The organism is Frateuria aurantia DSM 6220 (assembly GCF_000242255.2).
Classification (GTDB): Bacteria; Pseudomonadota; Gammaproteobacteria; order Xanthomonadales; family Rhodanobacteraceae; genus Frateuria; species Frateuria aurantia.
The window spans coordinates 2,529,641-2,555,121 of the sequence record NC_017033.1 but is presented as its reverse complement, the minus strand read 5'-3'; the positions used below and the strand labels follow the sequence as shown (position 1 = coordinate 2,555,121).

The 25,481-nt window shown below is 62.8% G+C and carries 15 protein-coding genes; 6 read left to right on the top strand and 9 right to left on the bottom strand.

Going from position 1 to position 25,481, the window contains the following annotated elements; translation table 11 throughout:
* Nucleotides 1–98: 98 nt before the first annotated feature.
* Nucleotides 99–2,699, bottom strand: coding sequence for a DNA mismatch repair protein MutS (gene mutS / locus FRAAU_RS11820; RefSeq protein ID WP_245546357.1), 2,601 nt, complete (start codon nucleotides 2,697–2,699; stop codon nucleotides 99–101).
* Nucleotides 2,700–3,162: 463 nt separating this feature from the next.
* Here mutS and FRAAU_RS11815 point away from each other — a divergent pair, with 463 nt between their 5' ends.
* Nucleotides 3,163–4,212 (top strand): GGDEF domain-containing protein, encoded by a 1,050-nt coding sequence (locus tag FRAAU_RS11815; protein ID WP_014403757.1) that lies wholly within the window; start codon nucleotides 3,163–3,165, stop codon nucleotides 4,210–4,212.
* A gap of 64 nt (nucleotides 4,213–4,276) precedes the next feature.
* On the opposite strand, the gene FRAAU_RS11810 is transcribed toward FRAAU_RS11815, so the two are convergent.
* From FRAAU_RS11810 to FRAAU_RS11785, 6 genes are all read right to left on the bottom strand, one after another.
* Nucleotides 4,277–5,449 carry a sugar transporter gene (locus FRAAU_RS11810; RefSeq protein WP_014403756.1) on the bottom strand — a complete coding sequence of 391 codons (1,173 nt, stop codon included), beginning with the start codon at nucleotides 5,447–5,449 and terminating at the stop codon, nucleotides 4,277–4,279.
* Between the two features lie 342 nt (nucleotides 5,450–5,791).
* Nucleotides 5,792–7,336: a S10 family peptidase gene (locus tag FRAAU_RS11805; RefSeq protein ID WP_014403755.1), complete on the bottom strand. Its 1,545-nt coding sequence runs from the start codon at nucleotides 7,334–7,336 to the stop codon at nucleotides 5,792–5,794.
* A 187-nt stretch (nucleotides 7,337–7,523) separates the two neighbouring features.
* Complete coding sequence (locus FRAAU_RS11800) at nucleotides 7,524–8,750, bottom strand: MFS transporter (RefSeq protein ID WP_174269761.1); 1,227 nt, start codon at nucleotides 8,748–8,750, stop codon at nucleotides 7,524–7,526.
* Nucleotides 8,751–9,758: 1,008 nt separating this feature from the next.
* Nucleotides 9,759–11,990: a TonB-dependent siderophore receptor gene (locus FRAAU_RS11795; protein WP_014403752.1), complete on the bottom strand. Its 2,232-nt coding sequence runs from the start codon at nucleotides 11,988–11,990 to the stop codon at nucleotides 9,759–9,761.
* Between the two features lie 68 nt (nucleotides 11,991–12,058).
* Nucleotides 12,059–13,051, bottom strand: coding sequence for an alpha/beta hydrolase (locus tag FRAAU_RS11790; protein ID WP_014403751.1), 993 nt, complete (start codon nucleotides 13,049–13,051; stop codon nucleotides 12,059–12,061).
* Nucleotides 13,052–13,261: 210 nt separating this feature from the next.
* On the bottom strand, nucleotides 13,262–13,684 hold the full coding sequence (locus tag FRAAU_RS11785) for a DoxX family protein (protein ID WP_014403750.1): 423 nt from the start codon (nucleotides 13,682–13,684) through the stop codon (nucleotides 13,262–13,264).
* Nucleotides 13,685–13,813: 129 nt separating this feature from the next.
* Between FRAAU_RS11785 and FRAAU_RS11780 the strand changes: the two genes are divergently transcribed.
* Together FRAAU_RS11780 and FRAAU_RS11775 are read left to right on the top strand one after the other, a co-directional pair.
* Nucleotides 13,814–14,713: a LysR family transcriptional regulator gene (locus tag FRAAU_RS11780; RefSeq protein WP_014403749.1), complete on the top strand. Its 900-nt coding sequence runs from the start codon at nucleotides 13,814–13,816 to the stop codon at nucleotides 14,711–14,713.
* 226 nt (nucleotides 14,714–14,939) lie between these two features.
* Nucleotides 14,940–17,144: a TonB-dependent siderophore receptor gene (locus tag FRAAU_RS11775; protein ID WP_014403748.1), complete on the top strand. Its 2,205-nt coding sequence runs from the start codon at nucleotides 14,940–14,942 to the stop codon at nucleotides 17,142–17,144.
* Between the two features lie 89 nt (nucleotides 17,145–17,233).
* Here FRAAU_RS11775 and acnA read toward each other — a convergent pair whose 3' ends face one another.
* The gene (acnA, locus tag FRAAU_RS11770) at nucleotides 17,234–19,981 is read right to left on the bottom strand and encodes an aconitate hydratase AcnA (RefSeq protein ID WP_014403747.1); all 2,748 of its coding nucleotides are present in this window, start codon (nucleotides 19,979–19,981) and stop codon (nucleotides 17,234–17,236) included.
* A gap of 188 nt (nucleotides 19,982–20,169) precedes the next feature.
* On the opposite strand from acnA, the gene FRAAU_RS11765 reads away from it, so the two are divergent.
* The 3 genes from FRAAU_RS11765 to FRAAU_RS11755 all read left to right on the top strand — a co-directional run bounded on the left by FRAAU_RS11765 (nucleotide 20,170) and on the right by FRAAU_RS11755 (nucleotide 24,175).
* On the top strand, nucleotides 20,170–20,376 hold the full coding sequence (locus FRAAU_RS11765; protein WP_041270562.1) for a hypothetical protein: 207 nt from the start codon (nucleotides 20,170–20,172) through the stop codon (nucleotides 20,374–20,376).
* Nucleotides 20,377–20,391: 15 nt separating this feature from the next.
* Nucleotides 20,392–22,983: a bifunctional aconitate hydratase 2/2-methylisocitrate dehydratase gene (acnB, locus tag FRAAU_RS11760; protein WP_014403746.1), complete on the top strand. Its 2,592-nt coding sequence runs from the start codon at nucleotides 20,392–20,394 to the stop codon at nucleotides 22,981–22,983.
* Nucleotides 22,984–23,137: 154 nt separating this feature from the next.
* Nucleotides 23,138–24,175 carry a LysR family transcriptional regulator gene (locus FRAAU_RS11755; protein WP_014403745.1) on the top strand — a complete coding sequence of 346 codons (1,038 nt, stop codon included), beginning with the start codon at nucleotides 23,138–23,140 and terminating at the stop codon, nucleotides 24,173–24,175.
* A gap of 58 nt (nucleotides 24,176–24,233) precedes the next feature.
* Here the strand turns inward: FRAAU_RS11755 and serA are convergent, their stop codons facing one another.
* A complete protein-coding gene (gene serA, locus FRAAU_RS11750) occupies nucleotides 24,234–25,466 on the bottom strand; it encodes a phosphoglycerate dehydrogenase (RefSeq protein WP_014403744.1) in 1,233 nt (410 codons plus the stop codon).
* Between the last annotated feature and the right edge of the window lie 15 nt (nucleotides 25,467–25,481).

Sequence of the window (25,481 nt, the reverse complement as noted above, 5' to 3'; positions counted from 1 at the left end):
GGGACTCAGTGCGGATGGACGGAGGGAAGCGTTTTTCGCCTATGGTCTGGCTGTTGCAGACCTGCCCCCGGACCGTAATCGGCCGGGGGCAGCAGGCTTCAGCTGGCGGGCAGCATATCCTTCAGCCGATACAAGGCTTCCAGGGCCTGGCGCGGCGTCAGCTGGTCGGGGTCGATATCGGCCAGTGCGACTTCGGCCGGCGAGGGTTCCGGCGGCAAGGGGGCCGGTGCCGGGGTCTGGGCGAACAGGCCCAGCTGCGGGCTGTCCTTGGCCGGCTTGCTGTGGCCGCGTTCCAGTTCGGTCAGGGTGCGGCGCGCATCGGCGATCACCGATCGCGGCAGGCCGGCCAGGGCGGCTACCTGCAGGCCGAAGCTGCGATTGGCCGGGCCGGGCTTGACCGCATGCATGAAGATCAGCTGGTCGCCATATTCCACCGCGTCCAGATGCACGTTCTCGATCGCCGGATAATGGGCCGCCAGTTCGGTCAGTTCGAAATAATGGGTGGCGAACAAGGTGTAGGCGCAGGAGTGCCGTCCCAGATGGACGGCCGCCGCCTTGGCCAGGGCCAGACCGTCATACGTACTGGTGCCACGACCGACTTCGTCCATCAGCACCAGACTGTGGGCCGTGGCATTGTGCAGGATATTGGCCGTCTCGCTCATCTCGACCATGAAGGTCGACTGGCCACGGGACAAGTCATCACCTGCGCCGATACGGGTGAAAATGCGATCCACCGGCCCGATCACCGCCTTGTCGGCCGGTACGTAGCTGCCGATATGAGCCAGCAGCGTGATCAAGGCATTCTGGCGCATATACGTCGATTTGCCGCCCATATTGGGACCGGTGATCACCAGCATGCGCGTTTCGCGATCCAGCATCAGGTCGTTCGGCTCGAAGGGCTCGTCACGGACTTTTTCCACGACCGGATGGCGCCCGCGCTCGATGCGGATGCCGGCCTCCTCGACGAGCTCGGGGGCTGCCCAGTTCAGCTGGTCAGCGCGCTCGGCCAGATCGGCCAGCACGTCCAGCTCGGCGATGGCCGAAGCCGCCGACTTCAGCGGCTCCAGTCCGGCCACCAGAGTTTCCAGCAGGGCTTCGTACAAGGCACGTTCGCGCATCAGCGAACGTTCCTTGGCCGACAGCACCTTGTCTTCGAAGCCTTTCAGCTCCTCGGTGATATAGCGCTCGGCATTCTTGGTGGTCTGCCGGCGGGTGTAGTGGGTCGGTGCTTTCTCCGACTGGCTCTTGCTGATCTCGATGTAATAGCCATGCACCCGGTTGTAGCCGACCTTCAGGGTGCTGAGTCCGCTGGCGGCCTTTTCGCGCTCTTCCAGTTCGACCAGATACTGGTCGGCATGGGTGGACAGTCTACGCAGTTCGTCCAGTTCGCTGTCATAGCCTTCGGCGATGACGCCACCGTCGCGCAGCAGTTGCGGTGGCTGCGGCAGGATCGCGCGGGCCAGTTCGGCAGCCGTTTCTGCATGGTCGCCGATGCGTTCCACCAGCTGGTGCAGCAAGGGGGCATCCAGTGCCTGCAACTGCTGGCGCAGTGCAGGGGCGGCGGCCAGGCCGTCGCGCAGGGTCGCCAGATCGCGGGGCCGGGCCGAACGCAGCGCGACACGAGCCAGGATCCGCTCCAGATCGCCGATGGCGCGCAACTGCTCGCGTAGTCCTTCGTATTCGCGCCCGTTCAGCAGGGCGGCGATGGCTTGCTGACGTGCCTTCAGCACGGCGCGGCTGCGCAGCGGACGGTTCAGCCAACGCCGCAGCAGACGCGCGCCCATTGGTGTCACCGTCTCGTCCAGGACACCCAGCAAGGTGTATTCGGTGCGGCCGGTCGGGTGGGTGTCCAGTTCCAGATTTCGACGTGTGGCGGCATCCAGCGCCACGGTATCGGCCTGGCTTTCCACCGACATGCCAGTCAGATGGGGCAGCGCGCTCTTCTGGGTTTCCTCGACATAACCCAGCAGGGCGCCAGCCGCTGAAATGGCCAAGGTCATGCCATCGACACCGAAACCGTCCAGGTCGCGGGTGCCGAAAAAGCGGTTCAGCTCGCGCCGAGCCGCATCGGATTCGTAATGCCAGGGGGGCCGCCGGCGCAGACCCGGCAAACGGGTCACCACGGCTGGCCAGGACTGGTCGTCACCGATCAGGGTTTCGGCCGGCTGCAGGCGGGCCAGCTCGGCGGCCAGGGCTTCGGCACTGGGTACCTCGCCAAGCACGAAGCGCCCGCTGGCCAGATCCACCCAGGCCAGGCCGAAGGCACCGCCCTGCCCGGCGGCAATGGACAACAGCAGATTGTCACGCCGCTCTTCCAGCAGGGCGGCATCGGTGACCGTACCCGGGGTGACGATGCGGACCACCTTGCGTTCGACCGGCCCCTTGGACAGGGCTGGATCACCCATCTGCTCGCAGATCGCCACCGATTCGCCCAGCTTGACCAGCCGGGCCAGATAGTTTTCCACCGCGTGATACGGCACGCCGGCCATCGGAATCGGCTCGCCGGCGGACTGGCCGCGCGTGGTCAAGGTGATGTCGAGCAGCCGTGCCGCCTTGCGGGCGTCGTCATAGAACAGCTCGTAGAAATCGCCCATACGGAAAAACAGCAGCACATCGGGGTGCGCCGCCTTGTTGGCCAGATACTGGCGCATCATCGGGGTGTGGGCTTTGTCAGCGGTGCTGGCGGGGGAGATGTCCATCAATCGGCAATATACATTCAGGTAGTGGTGGCCGCGTGAGGCGGGGCAAAGGGTTCCCGCGTCGGTTCGGTTGCGGGCAATTGGCCATTGTAACGGTCCGGGCCATTTCTGCAGCGGACGTGATCCCGGCATCGCACTTCCGGTATGGACTGGATTCCAGGCGGCCGGAACCCATGCCGGGTGGACCCGACATTTGCGGTCAAGGATGTGGCAACCGATATGTCGGCGCGAGATGCGCGGGAGCGGATATGGCGGAAAGCAGGATGGTCTTGGTGTCCGTGACATTGTGGGGTAGGGTGGTCATGTGCAGACAGGATCCTTTGGGGCTTCATGCTTGAAGCGTGCCTGTCGGCTTGCGGAACGGGTTTACCGGCCATGGCCGGTGTATGTTCCGCAAGTCAGCGGCTCGCATCATGAACGCCTTCGAAGGGATGCGGATTCGGCAATGGCTTGAGGCGGTGGCATGAGCACAGTGGAGCGCTGGCTGGAGTTCGACAAGGACACCCGGCGGAAGAAGTTCATCAACCAATGCCTGGGTCTGCTGCTTGTCCTCATGGTCATGCTGGTCTCCAGCCATTTCAGGCCGCAGCAGCATCCTTTGACCCTGCTTGCCGTTGCCGGTCTGATGATCGCGATTCTGGTCCAGCCGGTCCGGACGACTTCATCGCCATCCTGGCGAGCATGTTCCGTGCTGTACATGTTGCTGCTGGCCCTGGCGCTGCGGGCGGAGTTTCATTACATGGGAGGCGCCGGCATCTTGTGGCTGCTGCCATGTGCGGGGGGCATGGTGCTGGTGTCGTCGCTGTTCATGACCCGAGGCCTGGATTACGGCGCGGCGGTAGCCGGGATATGGCTGGTCTTTCTGGCGCTGCCCTCGACCTTGCCCGAGCAGACCGGGCTGAGCTTCATTCTGATCTATGTGCTGGCGGTGACGGGGTTCGGCACGCTGATGAACCGGTCGTATATCGTGGGCAGCTTGCGTCTGATGAAGGCCCGGGACGATTTCAGGCTGCTGGCTGAAACAGATGCGCTGACCGGACTGGAAAACCGGCGCCGTTTCATTGCCCGTCTGGATGAGGTCGTTGCGGAAGGCAGGCCGTCGCTGCTGCTCTTGCTGCTCGATGCGGATCATTTCAAGCGGATCAATGACCGTTGGGGACACAGTGTGGGGGATCAGGCGCTGGTGCGTATTGCCGAGGCCATCCGCCCGGGGGACGAGATCATGGCCAGTGCCCGACTGGGCGGCGAGGAGTTTGCGGTACTGCTGGATTCCGCCGAGGCCAAAGACCAGGCCACGGTGCTGCAAGGCTTCGCTGACCGTCTGGCGCGTAGTACGCTGCCGGTTTCGCTCAGCGTAGGCGCTGTGTGGATGCCCGGCGAGACAAGTTCCGCCTCGGCATTGGTGGCTGCCGACGTGCAGTTGTATGCCGCCAAGGAGGCGGGGCGGCATCGGATCTTCTTTCAGGGGCAGATGATCTGCGAAACTCTGGCGGCGCAGGCGCTGGCTGGTTGAATCGATGGTGGGGTCGCGGCATGAGCGTGACTCCACCAAGGCTTTGGTCTGTGGCGGGGCCGCCTCAGCTGGCCGCGTGGCGTCGGCTGAGCGCCAGATACATGGCGACCGCCAGCGCGCACAGGCTGCCTCCCCACAGACCGATCCAGCGCAGTTGGTGCTGCTGCACCAGCAGCCCGCCCAGCAGCGCGCCGCCGCCGATGCCGACGTTGTAGAGTCCCGAATACAAGGCCATGGATACATCGGTGGCATCACTGGCCAGTTCCAGGATGCGCGACTGCATCAGCAGGCCGAAGCTCATGATGGCCGCTCCCCAGATCACTACCAGCACCAGCATGGCGGTCTGATCCAGCATAAAGGGCATCAGCAGCAGGCTCAGCAGCATGGCCAGCAGGGTCGCGATCATCAGCGCTTCCGGAAAACGGCTGTTGAACAGGCTGAAAAGCCATGAACCGATGATGCCGGAACCGCCGAACACCAGCAGGACCAAGGTCGTCTGAAGGCTGCCCAGACCGGCGATTTTGCCGGAGAACGGTTCGATATAGCTGTAGGCGGTGAAATGGGCGGTGATGACCAGCACCGTCAGCAGCAGCAACAGGACCAATGCCGGACGACGCAGCAGAATCGGCAGGTTCTGCAGGGAGCCGGTATTCCGGCTCGGCAGTTCGGGCAGGATCTGCATCAGCTTGTGCAGCGTCAATGCCGCCGCGGTGGCAATCAGGCTGAAGGTGATGCGCCAGCCGAAGGCATTGCCGACCACCCGACCCAGCGGCACACCCAGCACCATGGCCAGCACGGTACCGGTGGCCAGCAGGGCCAGGGCCTGCTGCTTCTTGTCGGCCGGCGCGACTCGCACCACCAGAGCGGCGGTGATCGACCAGAAGGCCGAGTGGGCCAGTGCAATGCCGATGCGGCTGACCAGCAGCGCCGGGTAATTCCAGGCAATGGCCGACAGCAGGTGACTGCCGATAAACAGCATGAAAATCCAGCGCAGCAGTTTGCGGCGTTCCACAGAACGGGTCAGCAGCATCGCCGGCAACGACATCAAGGCGACCACCCAGGCATAGATGGTCAGCATCAGACCGACCTTGCCGACCTGCATGCCGAAACTGGTGCTGATATCGGTCAGCAGACCGACCGGCGCGTATTCGGTGGTATTGAAAATGAAGGCGGCGAGCGCAAGCATGGCGACGCGCAGCCAGGCGGTACGGCTGGAATCGGCGGGAGCGATGGGCATGATCGGATGGTCTGGCGGGAGGCTCGCTGGCGGGCGGCCGCAGGAGTGGGCAGGTGAAAACATGCGCATGGTAGCAAGCCATCGTGCTGCTTTGCAGCAGCCGATGACGGGTATGTCGGACTGCATTCAGTCACGGGTACGGGAGCGGCAAGCCCCTGAACGGCAGGGCCTCAAGCGTCGTGTGTCGATGCAAAGACAGGACTGGCGAGGCCATGGGGGGCCGTTTGCATCGGCCGGCCGTACGGTTTGGTCAGGGTCGGGTTGTTTGGCGACAGGGCGCCTGTTGCGGGCGCCCTGTCGAATTCGCCAGGCGGGCGGCATGCAGCCCGCCCGGGGCATGCCTCAGGGCTTGCTGGCCGTCGGTGCTGCCTGATGGTAGAAACCGACGAGGTCATGCTTCAGCTGATGCAGGGCCTGGGGGTTGAGATAGATCATGTGGCCGGAGGGATAATAGGTGTACTGCAACTGCCCCATTTGCGAGGGCTCCAGGCCGAGATGCGCCAGGTCATATTCGGTGGCATGGAACGGCGTGGCCAGGTCGTACCAGCCGTTGGCCGAGAGCACATGCAGGTGCGGATTCGAACGCATGGCTTCGCCCAGATCGCTCACGACATAAGGCATCGGGACTTTCCAGCCGTTGCCTGCCGCACGGTGCTTCCAGTCCCATGACTCGATGGCGTTGCTCATCGTCAGGTAGCTGCGGTCGCTGTGATAGTTCAGGTCGGTGGTCAGGTACTGGTTGAATGCGGCAGTGAAGGCGCCGGACATGCCGGTATCGGAGGGATCCGTCTCGGTGGTTTCGCCAGCCGCGTCGGAGTCGATGCCGGTGAAGCGGGCATCGTAGCGGCCGATGGTCAGTCGGCGGTCGCGCAGCAGTTCTTTCTGGAAGCGCGAAGGATCGATGCGCAGGTTGGCTTCCAGCAGCCAGGTCGTGCTGAGGCCGGTCAGGGCACTGAGTTTTGCCGCGATGGCTGCTTTCTGCGCGGCGGGCAGGGTATCGCCCTTGGCCAGCGCCTCGGTGTATTCGGTGTCGGCAAAGGCGCGTGCCTGGTTCAGCAGCTCCGGCAGGCCACCGGCAGGCAGCGCGATCTTGTGGTGATAGGCCGCAATGGCGGCATACGAGGGCAGGTTGCCGATCGACTCGCGATCCATCCCGGGCAGCAATTCGCCGTAATTGAGGATGGAAGACATCAGGATGACGCCATTGAAGGCCATGCCGTCATTTTGCAGCTTGTCGACCAGGGCCGCCGAGCGGGTGGTGCCATAGGATTCGCCATACAGGAACTTGGGCGAGTTCCAGCGCTGGTTGACCGTGACATAACGGGTAATGAACTTGTCGAAAGCGGTGGCATCCTGATCCACGCCCCAGAAGTCCTTGTCGGTGCCGCTGCCGACCGGAGTCGAGAAGCCGGTGCCCATCGCATCGATAAAGACCAGGTCGGTCACGTCCAGCAGGCTGTCCGGATTGTCGACCAGCTGGTAAGGCGGCGGCGGGGTGGCGCCGGCATTGGTGGTCAGTACCCGCTTCGGACCGAAGGAGCCCATATGCATCCACAGGCTGGCCGAGCCGGGGCCGCCGTTGTAGAGGAAGGTCACCGGTCGCTTGCTCTTGTCCTTGATGCCGTCCTTGGTATAGGCCACGTAGAACATGCTGCCGATGGCTTTGCCCTTGTCGTCATGGATCAGCAGGGTACCGGCGTGGGCGGTGTAATGCAGGCTGCCGCCATCGATATGCAGCACATGGCGGGTAGCGACATTCCGTTCAGCCGGTATCGGCGAATTTGCCTCGGCCTTCTTGGGTGCGTCATGGTTTTCGGCGGCCCAGCCCGAGCCTGTGACGGCGGCCAGTGCCAGTCCGAGTGCCAGCGGCAATACACCAGGTTTCATGTTGTGTCCTTCAAGTGGAAAGAATGCCCCTCTCGCCGGCTACGGACCTGCTCCGGAGCGGCGAGAGGGACAGCCCCCTATCTTGGCGCTATCGGCAGGCAATCTCAGTGCCATAAGTCACGACGTGTGTCTGAACGGGGTGCAAGGTACATGTCGATGTGAACACATCGGCAGGCAGATGGCTGCTTCAGCGGGACTGGACCACCGTCTCCTGGGGTGCATCCGCGCGATAGGCCAGCACCCACAGCAGCAAGCCGCCAAACGACAGCGCAGCGGCGACGTAGCCGGTGGAGGCGAATCCGTAGCCGGCGGCAATCGCCAGACCACCGACCCAAGGGCCGATGGCATTGGCCAGGTTGAAGGCGCATTGCAGCAGGGCGCTGACGGCAGCCTGGCCTTGAGGTGCCATCTGGGTCAGCCATGTCTGCAGCACGGCAGACAGTCCGATGCCTGCACCGACCAGGAATACCGTCGGGGTCAGCAGTGCGAGATGGGGTGTGGTCGAAGGATAGATCAGCAGTACCAGGGTGCTGAAAATCAGCATGCCTGCGGCGGCGCGGGCGGGAGAGCGGTCGGCCAGTGCCCCGCCGACCAGATTGCCTATAGTGGTACCCACGCCGAAGACCATCATGATCAGCGGAATCCAGTGCGGCGAGGTATGAGTGACCCGCAGCAAGGTGTCGGCCAGATAGGTGTATATGCAGAACAGTCCGCCGAAACCGATCATGCATACGCCCAGGGTCAGCCACACGGCCCGGTTGGCCAGTGACTTCAATTCCTTCAAGGGGCCGCCACCTGGCGGCACCGGGGTACGGGGCGCGTAGCGGGCGATGCAGACGGCCGTGGCCAGCCCCAGGCCGGCCACGATCAGCATGCTCGCCTGCCAGCCCAGGATCTGGCTGAGACCGGTGGCTGCCGGCACCCCGATGATGGTGGCGATGGTCAGCCCCAGAAACACCCGTGCCACGGCGGAGGCGCGTTTGCCGGGCGGCGCGGTGGAGGAGGCCAGTACCGCGGCGCTGCCCATGAAGGCACCGTGCGGCAGGCCGCTGAGGAACCGGGTCAGCAGCAGCCAGTGGAAGTCCGGCACCAGGGCACTGGCGATATTGGTGATGGCCACGAACAGGCTCAGCCCGATCAGCAAGCTGCGTCGACGCATGTTGACCGTGGTCAACATGATCAGCGGTGCACCGACGACGACGCCCAGTGCATAGGCGCTGATCATGTGTCCGGCATAGGGCGCACTGATATTGAAGGCCTTGGATACCAGTGGCAGCAAGGGCATCGCCGCGAACTCGGCCGTGCCGATGGTGAAGGCGCCCAGAGCCAGCGCGAAGGCAAGCATACCTGGGTGGGCCGGTCGGGCGACTGAAGTGGACGAGGTGGTGCGTGGGGTGTTCAGTTTTGAATCCATTATCTTGAATCTGGGTAGTCTGCTGCCGATATGGCATCCGGACAGTGCGGGGCCGCTGTATCCGGGGAATGGCATCGAACGAGCGCGTGCAGGCCACGGGCGTTGCGAACCCCGCCGCCGCGGCCCTTGGAGCGCTGGCCTGGCCAACTGGGCCGAACCGGCCTTGGCGAAAACCGGGGGAGATGGTCACCCGTCACGGTATGGCGGGCAGCTCCGGTGCAACAGTCGGCCATCGGTCCGATACAGTTCAATTGTGATTCGTTGGCGTGGGCGTTGTCGCGTGCATGAGCCTCCTGGAAATCTTGCAAAGCAAGAAGCAATCGCGCCCGGTGCAAGGTCTCCGGTGATCAGCGTCGTGTCGGCCGAGGATCTGGGGGCGGAGAGGCCTGCCTGCGCGGGTCCACCATAAAGGACGAAGGCGGATATGGCCATGCCCTGGCCAGCTGGCGGATGGATGCTGAAGCGCAAACGTCCACTCGTTAGGTCTTCTTACGGTGGGCCGGCCACTGATGGCCAGCGCATGGCGCGGACGGATGTTGACGAAGGGAGGTCGGGACGATGGTCGTCGTGGCCGAGCGCAGCAGGTGAGCCATGGAGTGCCGTGGTAGGGGGGATGCAGGACCCGGCACAGGCACGTCGTGCCGGAAGGATGGCCCGGACCGGTCTGGAAGATGAGCGAGAGGGCTAGGTCCGGGCGCTGGCGGATAACGACACCTGACATGGTGACGAGATAAATGCATCGCGTGGATGCGGCGGCGCATCGGGAAGCTCCGGACGAGAAGCTGCCGTCATCGCGGTTTGCGGTGGTTCGCATATGCCCATGAAAATGGCGGTCAGACCATATCGTGTGACGTTATCAGCGGAGGCGGTGCGCTTGTCGTCCGACCAGCCTTTGGCGACGAACCGGAGCTGCATGCGCAGAGATGCAGCCGCCAATGGGGAGCGAGGCGGACAGCGTGGGGCGCGTGCAGCTGACAGGCTCCGGCATGGCATGGAGCCTGCCGGCCTTCACCATTGATAGCGCAGGGTAGCCATGAGGTTTCGGCCGCTGCCGTAGTAGCAGCTGGCCACGCTGCCACAGGTGGCGACATAGCGCTTGTTGGCCAGATTGCTGCCATTGACTGCCAGCCGCGCGCCGCGCCAGCCGAACCGCGCCAGATCCAGACGCAGCGAGGCATCGAACAAGGTATAGGCGGGCACCCGGATCTTGTTGGCGCTGTCGCCCCAGGTTTCGGAGATGTAGCGGACGCCACCGGCGACCGCAAAGCCTTCCAGCCAACCGTGCTGGAAAGTGTAGTCGCTCCAGGCCGAGGCCATTTCACGCGGTACCTGAGGCAGGCCGTTGCCTTGGTTGCCATAACTGCTCTTCAGCAGCACGGACTGCATGCGAGTCCAGGTACCGATCATGCTCCAGCCATCGGCGGGAGTCAGCCGGCCTTCCAGTTCGATGCCCCGGATCCTGCCCTCGCCATCCTGGATCATGCAGGTGCCGGTGCCGCAGACATGGCTGGCATCGGGGTCCGTACCCAGAATATTGCGTTGGCGCAGATCATAGACGGCGGCGGTGATCATGCCATCGATGGATTGGGGCTGATATTTGACGCCGGCCTCGTACTGGCTTCCGGTCACGGCCTTGAACATGCGGCCCTCATAGCTTTGGCCCGCGCCGTTGGTCGGCGGCTGGAACGACTGGGCAAAGCTGATATAGGGAGCGAAGCCGCTGTCGAACAGATAAAGCAGCCCGCCACGGTTGGTCAGAGCGTGGGTCTGGATGGGGGTCTCGAGATGCTTCAGCCGATTCAGCGCATCCGTCGTCGCCCAGTCGTAGCGGGTCCCCAGGGTCAGCCGCCAGTGACCGAGTGCAAGCTGATCCTGGGCATAGAAGCCCAGCTGCTGGTCGGTTTCGCGGGTGGATACCTGAGGCTTCAGCGAAGAGGCAAAGCCGGTACCGCCGTAGATGGGCGCGTAGATGTCAATCGACGAGGGCGCTTTCGAGGCCAGTTGCCGCAAGCCGGTCCAGTGGGTGTTCTGCCAGTCGATGCCGACCAGAACCTCATGGCGGACCTGGCCGGTGTGGAACAGACCGCTCAAGCGGGTATCGGCCGTATAGCCCGATGACGTTCCCTCGCCTTGTACCGCACGCCGATTCTGGGTTCGTCCATCGGCGGCGAGGGCACCGCTGGTCACGACGCTGCGATAGAGCGAGGACACATAGGTGTAACGCAGACTCTGCTGCAGTTTCCAGTGATCACTGAAACGATGCTCGAACATCCAGCCGGCACTGTACTGGGTGCGGTTGTAGGTGTTCCAGCCTGGCTCACCGATAAAGGTGGTGTTGCGCATATATCCCTGGGCACCGGGCTTGAGCGTGCCGGTCATCGGCAGGAACTGGAAGGTGGCGCCACCCTGATCGCGCTGAAACTGACTGAGCAGGGTCAACCGGGTATCGTCATTGATCTTCCAGGTCAGACTGGGAGCGATCATGTAGCGCTTGAGCCGGGTGTGGCCGATCTGGGCGTTGCCGTCACGATACATGCCTACGACTCGATACAGCAGTTTGTCATGGGCGGCCTTGCTCCCCATGTCGATGGCCACGCCACGTTGCGAGAAGCTGCCGCCGGAAAGCTGGACCAGATGGATGGGTTGCTCGGTCGGCAGCTTGCTGACCTGGTTGACCATTCCGCCCGGGGCCACCTGACCGTACAGCACGGCTGAAGGACCTTTCAGCACTTCGACCCGTTCCAGACCCCAGGCATCAAAAGAGGGACGGTTCCACTGGCTGCCGCCCGGTGCCTTCATGCCATCGAGGGTAATGTCATTGGTAAAGCTGCCGACCGCGAAACCGCGGACCGAATAATCGTCGACCCGGCTGTCGATGCCGCTGGCTTCCGATTGCACGCCCGCGATATAGCGAACCGCCTCGTTGACGCTTTGCACTCCGCGGGCATCCATTTCCGCTCGCGTGACGACCGAAATCGATTGAGGGGTCTCCAGAGGCGGCGTGGTGCTCTTGGTGGCGCCGACGGCGCTGTCGGCCGGGCGGTAGGCATTGACGGTGACGGACTCCAGCTGTCTGGCCCCGGCTTTGGCGGGAGTGGCGCCGGGGATATCGTGCACCCCGCTCGCAGGAGTCGTCTGCGAAGCTGTCGCCAACAGAGCTTGCGGCAGCAGCAGGCTCAGGAGCAGGCTGAGTGTCGATAGACGGGGCATGGCGCCGGCAGAAGGCGGTAGGGAAGTCATGGGTAGTCCTTGCCGTTGGCGGGACGATGGCCGCCACGGGATAGTGGGTTATATGATAACGAGACGCATTATCGTTTGAGGGCGTCAAATCCGCAAGATGCTGCGCCATGACTCCATGCGCTGAAGCTGCGGATCGCCGGTCCAAGCGAGGCCGGGAAGGTTTCGCCGTGACTCAGGCCGGAGTAGGTCTGCCACTGCAGGCGCTGGCCGAAGACGGGTTCCAGCTGCTGGACCAGGTCCGCGGCACTGAAGAGTGGTGGCGATGGCTGGTCAGGGGCTACGGCATCGGGGCGGGATCCGTGGTGACCTGGCCGCCCTTCGGCGGAGCCGTTGCTGAGCCGGACACAGGCCGAGGCACCGGGTTGATGGCGATCAAAGCGCTCCGCCAGGTTTTGCGGCAAGGGAGCGTGCCACCACAGCGACGGACTGGTCGGTGCGTAGAACTGGAAGGCATCGCCGTGGCGCAGAAGGGTATAGAGCGTGAACAGACCGCCATAGGAGTGGCCCCACAGTCCCCGATGCAACGGATCCAGCGGCCAGCGTGATGACAGAGCTTGCTGTACCGGTCCCAGCAAGGTGGCCAGGAAAGCCTCGGCACCGCCTGCTCGCCGCTGTGGCACGCGCGGATCGAAGATCGGCTGACCGTCAGCCAGATCCGGAGTGTAATCATAGGCACGCTGCTCGACATCGAAATAGGCCGGTCCGGGCGTGCCCACGGCCACCAGCAAGATCGGCCCCGGAAGCGGTGCGGAGTCCCTGGTGTCAATCAAGGTCTGGATGGCCGCGTGGCCGTCCAGAAGGATCATCATCGGATAGCCGGATGCAGGTGGCTTGCCGATGGCAGCTACCCATAACCGGTAATGTCGACCCTCGTCGCTGTCCACCTGCAGGATGGTGATACTGGAGGCAGCAACCGATACCGCTGCCGGTCCGGTCTGCGGCAGGGGGGCGCGCATGGGATCGAATTTCGGCGGGCCGGCGTAGAGACTGCCGCCCCATGCCAGACCGAGGACAAGGGCAAGACCGGGAACAAGGCGTGAAGGGGCGAAAATGGGGGGCATGGCAGGCTCCTGTCATAGATGGGGCAGGGGCTGGCATGTCGCTTGAGGACGGCTGGCGGATCGGCGAGTCTAGCGTTTGCCCGCCGAACTGACAAAGGGTGGCAGGACGCAGGGCTGTGATGCGTCGGCTTGGCCGGTGATCCGGTTTCTGGCGCAAACGCGGACAGCCGGCCCGGGGGCCGGCTGTCGCCTGTCGATGATCCGCGCTGATCAGGCCAGCGAGGTACGGACTCTCGGATACCGGCGCAGGGCGTCCAGGCTCCAGGCTCCGGCGCCGAAGGCCATCACCTGCAGCAGGCCGCCGGTGATCGAGACATTCTTCAGGAAGTTGATGAACTGATTCTGATCACTGAAATCGGTGTGGAAAGCCAGCGCGGTAGCCAGTGTGAACAAGGCCATGACGGCAGCGACAGGGCGGGTTTTGAAGCCCAGTACCAAGGCGATGCCGAAACCGACCTCGACCATGACGGCAGCCAGATAGGAGAGGTCAGGCAGGGGCAGACCGGCGGAAATGATGTAGGCCTTGGTGGCGGCGGGAGCGGCCAGTTTGCCGAAGCCGCTGACCAGGAACAGGGAGGCGAGGGCGATGCGGCCGATCAGGGCGGCGGCGGAAGCGAGGCGTGAGGTATGCATGGCAATCCTTGAAGTCAGAGAGAGGGGGTTGGCCGCGGTGTGTTCCCGGCTGGTGATGTGTACTTTAGTGTCATGCAGTCCTATCAAAAACAGGTTACGATCCGTAATACTGTCTCTTTCAGGTTGACTATGATCCAGCTCGAAGATATGCGCCTTCTGACCCAGACTCTGGACAGCGGCAGTTTCACCGCGGCGGCTGAGCGGGCGGGCGTGTCCAAGCAATACATCAGCCGGCGGATCATGGCGCTGGAAGCCCAGTTGGGGACTCAGCTGCTGATTCGTACCACCCGTCATTTGCGGCCGACCGATCTGGGGAGGGCCTACGCCGACCAGGCGCGGGCGATTCTGCAGCAGGTTGCCGAACTGGAGCAGTCGATTACCGGTGCCAGCCAGTCACCACGGGGGCATTTGCGGGTCACGGCCCCCATGTCGTTTGGTACTTTGCACCTCAGCGGTTTGCTGGCCAGATTTCTGGGCGCGCATCCGGAGGTGAGCATCGAGATCGAGCTCAACGACCGAGTGGTCGATCTGCATGGCGAAGGCTATGACCTTGCCATTCGTATCGGAGCGCTGGCGGATTCTTCTCTGATCGCGCGCAGGATCGCGCCGATGGAGATGGTGGCCTGCTGCAGTCCGTCCTATCTCCGGTATCGCGATGCACCCAAGGTGCCAAGCGATCTGCAGCAGCATGATTGCCTTCTCTATGGTCATGGCAGTCTGGTGGAATGGCATTTCGGCGCCCGAGGCCACGAGAAGATCCGGTTGCAGGGACGCTTGCGCGCCAACAATGGCGAGTTGGTGCGCGATGCCGCGGTACAGGGCATGGGCATTGCCTATCTGCCGACCTTCATCGTCGACCCCGAACTGGCCAGTGGCCAACTGGTGACGATACTCGATGACTATCGCCTGGCAAGTTCGGCGGTCTATGCCGTCTATCCGCAGCACCGCCAGTCTTCGCCGTTGCTGTCGGCGTTCTGCGACTTCCTGAGCCAGGAGCTGTCCATTCGGAGCGGCAAGTCCATGTCTTGAGAGCGAGCAGGTTGCGGGTCGGACTCTGAGCCTAAAAGGCGGGTGAACCGCAAAAACTTTCGCATGAATATAAATGAGAATCACAATCAATGTGATTGTCATGTGAATTGAATGATATTAAGCTTTTGTGAAAGCTACCGGGCTGCCGAGGACGCATCCGCACAGGCGTTGCCGTGCGGGGCTTGCAGGCAGCAGGTCCTCTCTTGGAATCCAGGAATCATTCGATATGCGTCATCGTTTTTGCGCACGCCAGTGTGCAAGCTGGCTGTTGCTGTCCATGGCCTCGACCGTGCCCGTGCTGGCCCAGACCGCTACCGCCGATCAAGACACCGTGGCCGGCCAGGGTGGGCACAAAAGCGTGATCAGGAGCAAGCCGGCATCGAAGACCCTCGAGCAGGTGAAGGTGGAAGGGCAGACTTCGTCGACATATTCCTCCGACGACACGAATGCGGCGACGCGATTGCCCTTGAGCCTGCTGGACACGCCGCAGTCGGTCAGCATCATGAGCCGCCAGCGCATGACGGACCAGCAGCTCAACTCGGTACGCGCCGTGCTGGACAATACCACCGGCGTGCAGTCCAACGCCTATGACAGCGAGCGCGTGGTGTACTGGTCGCGAGGCTTCCAGATCGAGAACATGGCCTACGACGGGGTACCTGTAGCCTCAGGGCTCAATGTGTCGAGCGTCGATGGTTCACTGGACACCTCGGTTTACGACCGTGTCGAAGTGGTCCGCGGCGCGACCGGTCTGCTCAGCGGTTCCGGCAGTCCGTCGGCGATGGTGAACTTCGTGCGCAAGCAGGCCGACAGCAAGACAGCACAGGCCGATATCTCGGTCAGCTACGGGTCCTGGGCGACCAAGCGGCTGACCGCCGATGGCAGCACGCCGTTGAACAAGTCAGGCACCGTACGTGGTCGGCTGGTGGTGACTCATGAGGACGGCAACACCTACCAGACCCGCGCGCGCAACAACAAGAACGTGCTCTACGGGGTGGTGGACTGGGATATCTCGCCCAAGACCCTGCTCAGCGTCGGCTATGAATACCAGCGCTCGATGCCCCGTGGCATTACCTGGGGCTCCTTCCCGGTGCTGTATGCCGATGGCGGCCAGATACCGCTGCCGCGCAATTTCAATCCGGCGGCGCGGTGGACCTACTGGAACAACATGACCCAGTCGGCGTTCATTGATCTCAAGCATGAATTTGCCAATGGCTGGCAGATCCATGGCGAGGTCGATCATCGCAAGACCAACGCCGATTCGGTACTGTTCTATTCCTACGGTTTTCCGGACCGGACCACCGGCGAGGGCATCACGCCCTATGCCTACAAGAGCTACCAGTCCGGCCGCCAGAACATGTTCGATCTGTATGCCTCCGGTCCGGTATGGGCGTTCGGTCGCGAGCATGAATTGGTGGGTGGCATCTATACCTCGGACTTCAATACCGATTCCTACCAGTTTCCGACCGATACGGATCTGGGGACGATCGATTTCAATCACTGGAATGGCAACTACCCGTATCCGGACTTCTCCAGTCAGAAGCAGATGGTGACCCTGACCCATATCAAGCAGGAGGGCGCCTATATCGCGGCACGAATACAACTGGCCGATCCCCTGAAACTGGTCACCGGTGCCCGCTACACCCGCTGGAGCAACGACACCAATGATGCGACCTACGGTGTCTACAACGAAACCAAGGGCAAGGTGGTGCCTTATGCCGGCCTGATCTACAACATTCTGCCCGATCTGACGGCATTCGCCAGCTATACCAAGATCTTCGACCCACAGACCAATCGCGGGGCCAACGGCGCCTATCTGGAGCCGATGGTCGGCACCAGCAGCGAGGTCGGCATCAAGAGCCGCAATTTCAATGGCGCCTTGAATACCTCGCTGACTTTCTTCAATACCCGCGAAAGCAATGTGGCGCAGGCGATACCCGGTGAATATCTGGCCGACGGCATCACCCAGGTCTACGAGCCGTTGAATGGCACCCGTTCGCGCGGTTTCGAGTTCGAGACCTCGGGCAGCATCACTGACAACTGGAATGCCACCCTGGGCATTTCGCACTACAATATCAAGGCCCCCGGCTACGGCAATGTGCATCCTTCCTTGCCACGGGCCACCATTCGCAGCTTCACGACCTATACCTTGCCTGGAGCCTGGAGCGGACTCAGCGTCGGCGGGGGGGTGAACTGGCAGAATGCGACGAACATCCCGGTCGCGGATGTCGACAACCTGACCCGAACGATTCATCAGCGCTCGGTGATGCTGCTCGGGCTCATGGCCCGCTATGCCTTCAACAATCGCATGTCGTTGCAGATCAATGGCGACAACCTGCTGCACAAGAAATATTTCATTGCCGATGACAGCTCCGACTTCGCCTTTGGCCAGCCGGCCAGCTTTATGGTGACCTTCAACTACAAGTTTTTCTGAGCCGCGGGTTCCAGGCAAAGGCGCCGGCAGGATGGTGCCGGCGCGAGGTACAAGGTGGCCGCTTGCAGCCGGCCACCCTTGAGCCGGCCTCAGGCCGGCTTTTTTTCGGCAAGCTGTCGCAGCACGTATTGCAGGATGCCGCCGTGGCGGAAGAACTCGCGCTCCTTGGGCGTCAGCAGCAGCACCTTCAGGCGGAAGTCCAGTTCGCTGCCATCCTCGCGGACAGCCTTGACGCTGGCCGACTTTGACTCACCGCCTTCCAGACCGGTGATGGTGAAGGTCTCCCTGCCGGTCAAACCCAGGCTGGCGGCACTCTGGCCCGGTTCGAACTGCAGCGGCAGCACGCCCATGCCGACCAGATTGGAGCGATGGATGCGTTCGAAGCTTTCCGCGATGACCGCCTTCACCCCAAGCAGCAGGGTGCCTTTGGCCGCCCAGTCACGGGATGAACCGGTACCGTATTCCTTGCCGGCGATCACCACCAGCGGAGTATCTTCTTCGCGATAACGCATCGCGGCATCATAGATGGCCAGTGTGTCGCCGCTCGGGATATGCAAGGTATAGCCACCCTCGACATTGTCCAGCATCCGGTTGCGGATACGTATATTGGCGAAAGTGCCGCGGACCATGATGTCGTCATTGCCACGCCGGGAGCCGTAGGAATTGAAATCCCCGGGCTCGACGCCATGGCTGACAAGGAAACGCCCGGCCGGGCTGTCCTTCTTGATCGCGCCGGCCGGGGAGATATGATCGGTGGTGATCGAGTCACCGAACAGGCTGAGCACCCGGGCGTCATGGATATCCTCGAAGGCGGCAGGCTGTGCAGTCATCCCGTCGAAATAGGGCGGGTGCTTGATATAGGTCGACGGATCCCAGCGATAGACCGAACCATCGGGCGAGGCGATGGCACTCCAGCGGTCATCGCCTTTGAATACGTCGGCATAGTTCTTGCGGAACATGTCTGGATGGATGGCGTGAGCCATGATGTCGGAAATTTCGCGGTTGTCCGGCCAGATATCGCGCAGGAAGACGGGGTCGCCTGCAGGGTCCTTGCCCAGTGGATCGGTACTCAGATCGATGTCCAGAGTCCCGGCCAGGGCGTAGGCCACCACCAGTGGCGGTGACGCCAGATAATTCATCTTCACCTCGGGATGGACCCGGCCTTCGAAATTGCGATTGCCTGACAGGACCGAGGCCACCGCCAGATCACCTTTGGCGATGCCCTTGCTGATGGCATCCGGCAAGGGGCCGGAGTTGCCGATGCAGGTGGTGCAACCGTAGCCGGCAATATAGAAGCCCAGTTTTTCCAGCTCGGTGAGCAGACCGGTCTGCTGCAGATAGTCGGTGACCACCTTGGAGCCGGGGCCGATCGAGGTCTTGACCCAGGGGCGGGATTGCAGGCCGCGGGCGGCCGCCTTTTTCGCCAGCAGGCCGGCGGCCAGCATGACCGCGGGATTGGACGTATTGGTACAGGAGGTGATCGCCGCGATGACCACGGCACCGTCCTTCAGCGAAAAACTTTGGCCGTCTTTCTGCACCCGCACGCCGCCGTCGACGATGTCGTTCGCATCGTTGCCGATCGCACTGGCTCCGCCTTCGGCAGCAAAGTCGTCATCGACATGGCGGGGAGGCCGCCCTTGGGTCAGACCGGCCACGGCCTGCCGGTAGCTGGCCTGTACCTGATCCAGCAGGACTTTGTCCTGCGGCCGCTTGGGGCCGGCCAGGGAGGGGCGGACCTGGTCAAGATCGAGTTCCAGCACCGTGGTGTACTGCGGGTGAGGCGTGTTCGCGTCGTGCCAGAGCTGCTGGGCCTTGGCATAGGCTTCGACCAGGGCAATCTGGGCTTCGTCGCGGCCGGACAGACGCAGATAGTTCAGAGCTTCCTGATCGATGGGGAAAATACCGCAGGTCGCGCCGTATTCCGGTGCCATATTGCCGATGGTGGCACGATCGGCCAGCGCCAGATGGGCCAGACCGGGTCCGAAAAATTCGACGAACTTGCCGACCACGCCCAGCTTGCGCAGCATCTGGGTCACGGTCAGTACAAGGTCGGTGGCCGTGACGCCCTCGGCAAGCTGGCCGTCGAGCTTGAAGCCGACGACCTGGGGGATCAACATGGATGAAGCCTGACCCAGCATCGCCGCCTCGGCCTCGATGCCGCCTACGCCCCAGCCCAGCACGCCCAGCCCATTGATCATGGTGGTATGCGAATCGGTGCCGAATACCGTATCGGGATAGGCCCAGAGTTCGCCATCGACCTCGGTTGTGAACACCACCCGCGCCAGATGCTCAAGATTCACCTGATGCACGATGCCGGTGCGCGGCGGCACCACCTTGAAGTTGTCGAAGGCCTTCTGGCCCCAGCGCAGGAAACTGTATCGCTCGCGGTTGCGTTGGAACTCGATCTCTACATTGCGTTCCAGCGCCTGCGCATTGCCATAGGCATCGACCTGCACGGAATGGTCGATCACCAATTCGACCGGTACCAGCGGATTGATGCGCTCGGCGCTGCCGCCGAGCTTGACCACGGCATCGCGCATCGCGGCCAGATCGACCACGCAGGGCACGCCGGTGAAATCCTGCAGCACGACCCGGGCCGGCATAAAGGCAATTTCCGTATCCGGTTCCCGTTCCGGCTGCCATTGGGCGACCTGCTCGATCTCTCTGGCGGTGACGTTGATGCCGTCCTCGTGTCGCAGCAGGTTTTCCAGCAGGATCTTCAGTGAATAGGGGAGGCGGCGCAGATCGAAGTGCTGCCCCAGTCGGGCGAGGCTGGCGATCTGATAGGACTGTCCATTCAGATCGAGCGTGTCGCGAGTCGAAAACGAGTCTTTCATGGTGGCTCCTGACCGGCTTCGTGCCCCGAAGGGCGTGGCTTGGCAATCTATGGGGCTGTGATGTTCACACAGTTCCCGGTGGTGTGGAAACCTGTGTTTTGCCGGCTGCCTCGAACATCATCCGGCCGGCTCGGACAAGCACATGGGGGGAGCCTGTACGGGGACAACAGTCTTTTGGATACAAGGGCTTGCAGATTTTCGAATGGACCCGGAAGCAATCGTTTGGATTGCGTGAATTCCCTGCGGACTGGCACAATCCATGGCTGAAGACGCTCTCGTTGCGGGCGTCAGGTACTGCCTTTCCGCGGGTCGTAGCCGAGCTGATCTTGATCCAGAAGGTCAGCAGATCGGCCGGCATCACGGAGTTTCGCAAGCAGTGGTTTTCTGCGTACTGACCGGATGATATCTCGATGCTGACTAGCTACCGCCAACATGCCGCCGAGCGCGCCGCGCTGGGGATTCCCCCGCTGCCGCTTTCGGCCACTCAGACTGCCGAACTGGTCGAATTGCTGAAGTCGCCGCCCGCCGGTGAGGAAGCCTTTCTGCTGGACCTGATCACTCACCGGGTGCCGGCAGGTGTCGATGATGCGGCCAAGGTCAAGGCGTCCTACCTGGCGGCCGTCGCGCTGGGTTCGGAAAAGTGTCCGCTGATCACTCCGGCCAAGGCCACCGAGCTGCTGGGCACCATGCTGGGCGGCTACAATATCCATCCGCTGATCGAACTGCTGGATCATGCCGAGCTGGCGCCGATCGCCGCCGACGCGCTGAAGAAGACCCTGCTGGTGTTCGATGCCTTCCATGACGTGAAGGAAAAGGCCGATCAGGGCAATGCGCCGGCCAAGGCCGTGCTGCAGAGCTGGGCCGATGCCGAATGGTTCACCTCGCGTCCCGAAGTGCCAGAAAGCCTGACCGTGACGGTGTTCAAGGTGCCGGGCGAAACCAATACCGACGATCTGTCGCCGGCACCCGATGCGACGACGCGTCCCGATATCCCGTTGCATGCGCTGGCCATGCTGAAGAACCAGCGCGAAGGCGCGCCGTTCAAGCCGGAAGAAGATGGCAAGCGCGGCCCGATCGCCTTTCTGGAGTCGCTGAAGGAGAAGGGCCATCCGGTCGCCTATGTCGGTGACGTGGTCGGCACCGGTTCCAGCCGCAAGTCGGCCACCAACTCGGTGCTGTGGTGGACGGGCGAGGATATTCCCTTCATTCCCAACAAGCGCTTCGGTGGCGTGTGTCTGGGCAGCAAGATCGCTCCCATCTTCTACAACACGATGGAAGATGCCGGTGCGCTGCCGATCGAGCTGGATGTCTCGGCCATGGATATGGGCGATGTGATCGAGCTGCGACCTTACGAGGGCAAGGCCCTGAAGGACGGCAAGGTCATTGCCGAGTTCCAGGTCAAGTCCGAAGTGCTGTTCGACGAAGTCCGTGCCGGTGGCCGGATTCCGCTGATCATCGGCCGGGGGCTCACCGCCAAGGCCCGTGAAGCCCTGGGGCTGGCACCTTCGACCCTGTTCCGTCTGCCCCACGATCCGGCCGATACCGGCAAGGGTTATACACTGGCCCAGAAGATGGTCGGCCGCGCCTGTGGTCTGCCGGAAGGCAAGGGCATTCGCGCAGGCACCTATTGCGAGCCGAAGATGACCTCGGTGGGCTCGCAGGACACCACGGGTCCGATGACGCGCGACGAGCTCAAGGATCTGGCCTGCCTGGGCTTCTCCGCCGATCTGGTGATGCAGTCCTTCTGCCATACCGCGGCTTATCCGAAGCCGGTGGACGTCAAGACCCATCACACCCTGCCGGCCTTTATCAGCAATCGCGGCGGCATCAGCCTGCGGCCCGGTGACGGCGTGATCCACAGCTGGCTCAACCGCATGCTGCTGCCCGATACCGTCGGCACCGGCGGTGATTCGCATACCCGTTTCCCGATCGGCATTTCCTTCCCGGCCGGTTCCGGTCTGGTGGCCTTTGCCGCTGCCACCGGTGTGATGCCGCTGGATATGCCCGAGTCGGTGCTGGTCCGCTTCAAGGGCAAGCTGCAGCCGGGCGTGACCTTGCGCGATCTGGTCAACGCGATTCCGCTGTATGCCATCAAGCAGGGCCTGTTGACGGTGGCCAAGCAGGGCAAGAAGAACATCTTCTCCGGTCGGATCCTGGAGATCGAGGGGCTGCCGGATCTGAAAGTGGAGCAGGCCTTCGAGCTGTCCGATGCTTCGGCCGAGCGCTCGGCCGCCGGTTGCACCGTGCGGCTGAACAAGGAGCCGATCATCGAATACCTCAACAGCAATATCGTGCTGCTGAAGTGGATGATCGCCCAGGGTTACCAGGATGCCCGTTCGCTGGCTCGGCGGGTCGAGAAGATGGAGTCCTGGCTGGCTGATCCGCAGCTGCTGGAGCCGGATGCCGATGCCGAGTATGCCGCCGTGATCGAGATCGATCTGGCCGATGTGCATGAACCCATCGTCGCCTGCCCGAACGATCCGGATGACGTGAAGACGCTGTCCGACGTCGCTGGTGCGAAGATCGACGAGGTGTTCATCGGCTCGTGCATGACCAATATCGGTCACTTCCGTGCAGCCGCCAAGTTGCTGGAAGGCAAGCGTGATATTCCGACCCGGCTGTGGGTGGCTCCGCCGACCAAGATGGATGCCAGCGAGCTGACCAACGAAGGTGTCTATGGCACCTTCGGCGCGGCGGGTGCACGCATGGAAATGCCGGGCTGCTCGCTGTGCATGGGCAATCAGGCCCAGGTGCACGAGGGTGCCACGGTGTTTTCCACCAGTACCCGCAATTTCCCCAATCGCCTGGGTCGCAACACGTTCGTGTATCTGGGATCGGCCGAGCTGGCCGCGATCTGCTCACGGCTTGGCCGGATTCCGACCAAGCAGGAGTACATGGAGGATATCGGCGTGATCAATGCCAATGGCGACAAGATCTATCGATATCTCAACTTCGACAAGATCAGCGACTACACCGATATGGCCAAGGGTGTCGCCGCTTGATCTGAGCGGTGGCATGGCTCGGCCTGTCCCCGTTGGCCGGTGCGGTCTGAACAGATCGGCCAACGGGGATGACGGCTGCCTGCCGTCTGGACGGCAGGTGATGCTAGGATAGAACGGCCACCACTCGGTGGACCGGTGAGGATAGTTGGCGGTCATGATTTCGACAGCGTTGTCGGTGGTTTCTTTGCGCGATCTGGCGTTGGTGCAGGCAGTACACCGACATGGAAGTTTCAACAGTGCCGCGCGCTCCATGCACATCAGTCCTTCCGGGCTGTCGCATCAGGTGCAGAAGGTGGAGCAGGCCCTTGGTGTGCCTTTGTTTGAGCGGGGTGGTCGCAAGATCGGCGTGACTGGCGCCGGCAAGGGCCTGCTCAAGCAGATCGATGCGCTGCTGCTGGGGGCCGATCAGTTGCAGCAGGCCGCCCGGGCCGGACAGGTAGCCTTTGGTGGCGAGCTTAAGCTGGGTTTGCCGATCAGTCTGGGGCCTTATCTGCTCCCTCATTTGATCGATCCATTTCCGCAGCGCTTTCCCGGCGCGCGACTCAGCATTTCCGAAGGCAAGCCCCGCGGTCTGTTGCGGCGGCTGCATGAAGGCGAGCTGGATGCGGTGCTGGCACCGCCTGCGCTGGGTGCCGTGCCCAGCGGCATTGCGGTTCAGGAAATCTTTTTCGAGCCGTGGGAATTGATGCTGGGTGCCGGTCATCCGCTGGCGGGGCAGGCCAGTATCAGCCTGGATCAACTCGATCCCGCCGAGGCGGTCTTGATGGAGGAAAGTCATGCCGAGGATCTGCTGGACTGCCCGCAAGGCTGTCAGCAGGTGCAGGATGTCAGTCTGGAAAGCCTGGCTGGCCTGATCAGTCTGCATGGCGGTTATGCCCTGGTTCCGGCGCTGGCCCGTCAGCGTCTGGAGTCCTTTCCCAATGTCGCGATCAGCCGTCTCAAGGGCCGGGCGGCCGGGCGGCGGATCCTGCTGTATTGGCGCGATGCCAATCCGTGGACCGAGGATCTTGCCCATCTGACGGCGATGCTGAAAAGCATGGCGGCGGCGATGCCGGTATTGCGTGAATTGTCACCATCCAAGCGGCCGGCCCGGACATCCGAATCGGCCTGTGGCACGGCTGCGAGCCCTGATGGTCTTGAGGGCGGTCAAGCGGCCCCGCTGGCGATGGTGGCCGCCGGTCGCCACGCCTGAAGCGGTCCCGCCGGACCTTCCCGTGCCGCCAGGCGGCACGGGAAGGTCCGGGCGGAGCTCAGTACAGCACGCGGGTTCGCAAGGTGCCCGTGATGGCGCTCAATCTGTCTCGCAGTTCCTGGGTGGTGGCCTCATCCGCGGCCACGTCGATCACCACATAGCCCAGCGCGGGCCGGGTCTGCAGAAATTGCGCATTGATATTCAGATTGCCGGCTGAAAAAAGCTCGTTGATGCGTGAAAGCACCCCCGGCACGTTCTGGTGGATATGCAGCAGTCGCCGGCTGTCGGCGTGCTCGGGCAGCGAGACCTCGGGGAAGTTGACGGCCGACAAGGTGGAGCCGTTGTCACTGTAGCGCACCAGTTTGGCTGCGACCTCGATGCCGATATTGTCCTGCGCTTCGAGGGTGCTGCCGCCGATGTGCGGGGTCAGGATGACGTTGTCCATGCCGATGAGCGGCGAGACGAAGGCGTCACCATTGCCCTTGGGTTCGACCGGGAACACGTCGATTGCGGCGCCGCCGAGATGGCCGCTGCGCAGCGAATCGGCCAGCGCATCGATATCGATCACCGTACCGCGCGAGGCGTTCAGCAAAATGGCGCCCGGTTTCATGGCGGCCAGCTGGGGGGCCTGGATCATCATCCGGGTGGCCGGGGTTTCGGGGACATGCAAGGTGACGATGTCCGAGCGCTGCAGCAGCTCGTCCAGACTGGCGGTGGGCTGGGCATTGCCCAGCGAGAGCTTGGCCTCGATATCGTGGAACAGCACCTGCATGCCCAGTGCCTCGGCCAGCACGCTGATCTGGGTGCCGATATGGCCGTAGCCGACCACGCCCAGGGTCTTGCCACGCACCTCGTAGCTGCCGGCCGCCGACTTGGACCATCCGCCGCGATGGCATTCGGCGTTTTTCTGCGGAATGCCGCGCATCAGCATGATGGCCTCGGCCAGCACCAGCTCGGCGACGCTGCGGGTATTGGAATACGGTGCGTTGAAGACCGGAATGCCCAGACGCTCGGCCGCATCCAGGTCGACCTGATTGGTACCGATGCAGAAGCAACCGACGGCGATCAGGCGTTTGGCATGCTGGAAGACCTCGGCCGTCAGCTGGCTGCGCGAGCGGATGCCGATGATATGGGCCTGGCTGATGCTTTCGATCAGCTCGGCTTCGGGCAAGGCCTTCTTGTGGTATTCGATCTGGGTGTAGCCGGCATTTCGGAAGGTGTCCACCGCGCTCTGGCTGACGCCTTCGAGCAGCAATACGCGAATGTCTTCTTTCGGAAACGAGGTTTTCATGGGCGCGCCACGCGT

What these genes read in the sequence shown, in the direction of transcription:
- FRAAU_RS11815 (WP_014403757.1), top strand. Translation starts at nt 3,163, where the DNA reads ATGAGCACAGTGGAGCGCTGGCTGGAGTTCGACAAGGACACCCGGCGG.
- serA (WP_014403744.1), bottom strand. Translation starts at nt 25,466, where the DNA reads ATGAAAACCTCGTTTCCGAAAGAAGACATTCGCGTATTGCTGCTCGAA.
- acnB (WP_014403746.1), top strand. Translation starts at nt 20,392, where the DNA reads ATGCTGACTAGCTACCGCCAACATGCCGCCGAGCGCGCCGCGCTGGGG.
- FRAAU_RS11800 (WP_174269761.1), bottom strand. Translation starts at nt 8,750, where the DNA reads ATGGATTCAAAACTGAACACCCCACGCACCACCTCGTCCACTTCAGTC.
- mutS (WP_245546357.1), bottom strand. Translation starts at nt 2,699, where the DNA reads ATGGACATCTCCCCCGCCAGCACCGCTGACAAAGCCCACACCCCGATG.
- acnA (WP_014403747.1), bottom strand. Translation starts at nt 19,981, where the DNA reads ATGAAAGACTCGTTTTCGACTCGCGACACGCTCGATCTGAATGGACAG.
- FRAAU_RS11780 (WP_014403749.1), top strand. Translation starts at nt 13,814, where the DNA reads ATGATCCAGCTCGAAGATATGCGCCTTCTGACCCAGACTCTGGACAGC.
- FRAAU_RS11775 (WP_014403748.1), top strand. Translation starts at nt 14,940, where the DNA reads ATGCGTCATCGTTTTTGCGCACGCCAGTGTGCAAGCTGGCTGTTGCTG.
- FRAAU_RS11755 (WP_014403745.1), top strand. Translation starts at nt 23,138, where the DNA reads ATGATTTCGACAGCGTTGTCGGTGGTTTCTTTGCGCGATCTGGCGTTG.
- FRAAU_RS11810 (WP_014403756.1), bottom strand. Translation starts at nt 5,449, where the DNA reads ATGCCCATCGCTCCCGCCGATTCCAGCCGTACCGCCTGGCTGCGCGTC.
- FRAAU_RS11795 (WP_014403752.1), bottom strand. Translation starts at nt 11,990, where the DNA reads ATGACTTCCCTACCGCCTTCTGCCGGCGCCATGCCCCGTCTATCGACA.
- FRAAU_RS11790 (WP_014403751.1), bottom strand. Translation starts at nt 13,051, where the DNA reads ATGCCCCCCATTTTCGCCCCTTCACGCCTTGTTCCCGGTCTTGCCCTT.
- FRAAU_RS11805 (WP_014403755.1), bottom strand. Translation starts at nt 7,336, where the DNA reads ATGAAACCTGGTGTATTGCCGCTGGCACTCGGACTGGCACTGGCCGCC.
- FRAAU_RS11785 (WP_014403750.1), bottom strand. Translation starts at nt 13,684, where the DNA reads ATGCATACCTCACGCCTCGCTTCCGCCGCCGCCCTGATCGGCCGCATC.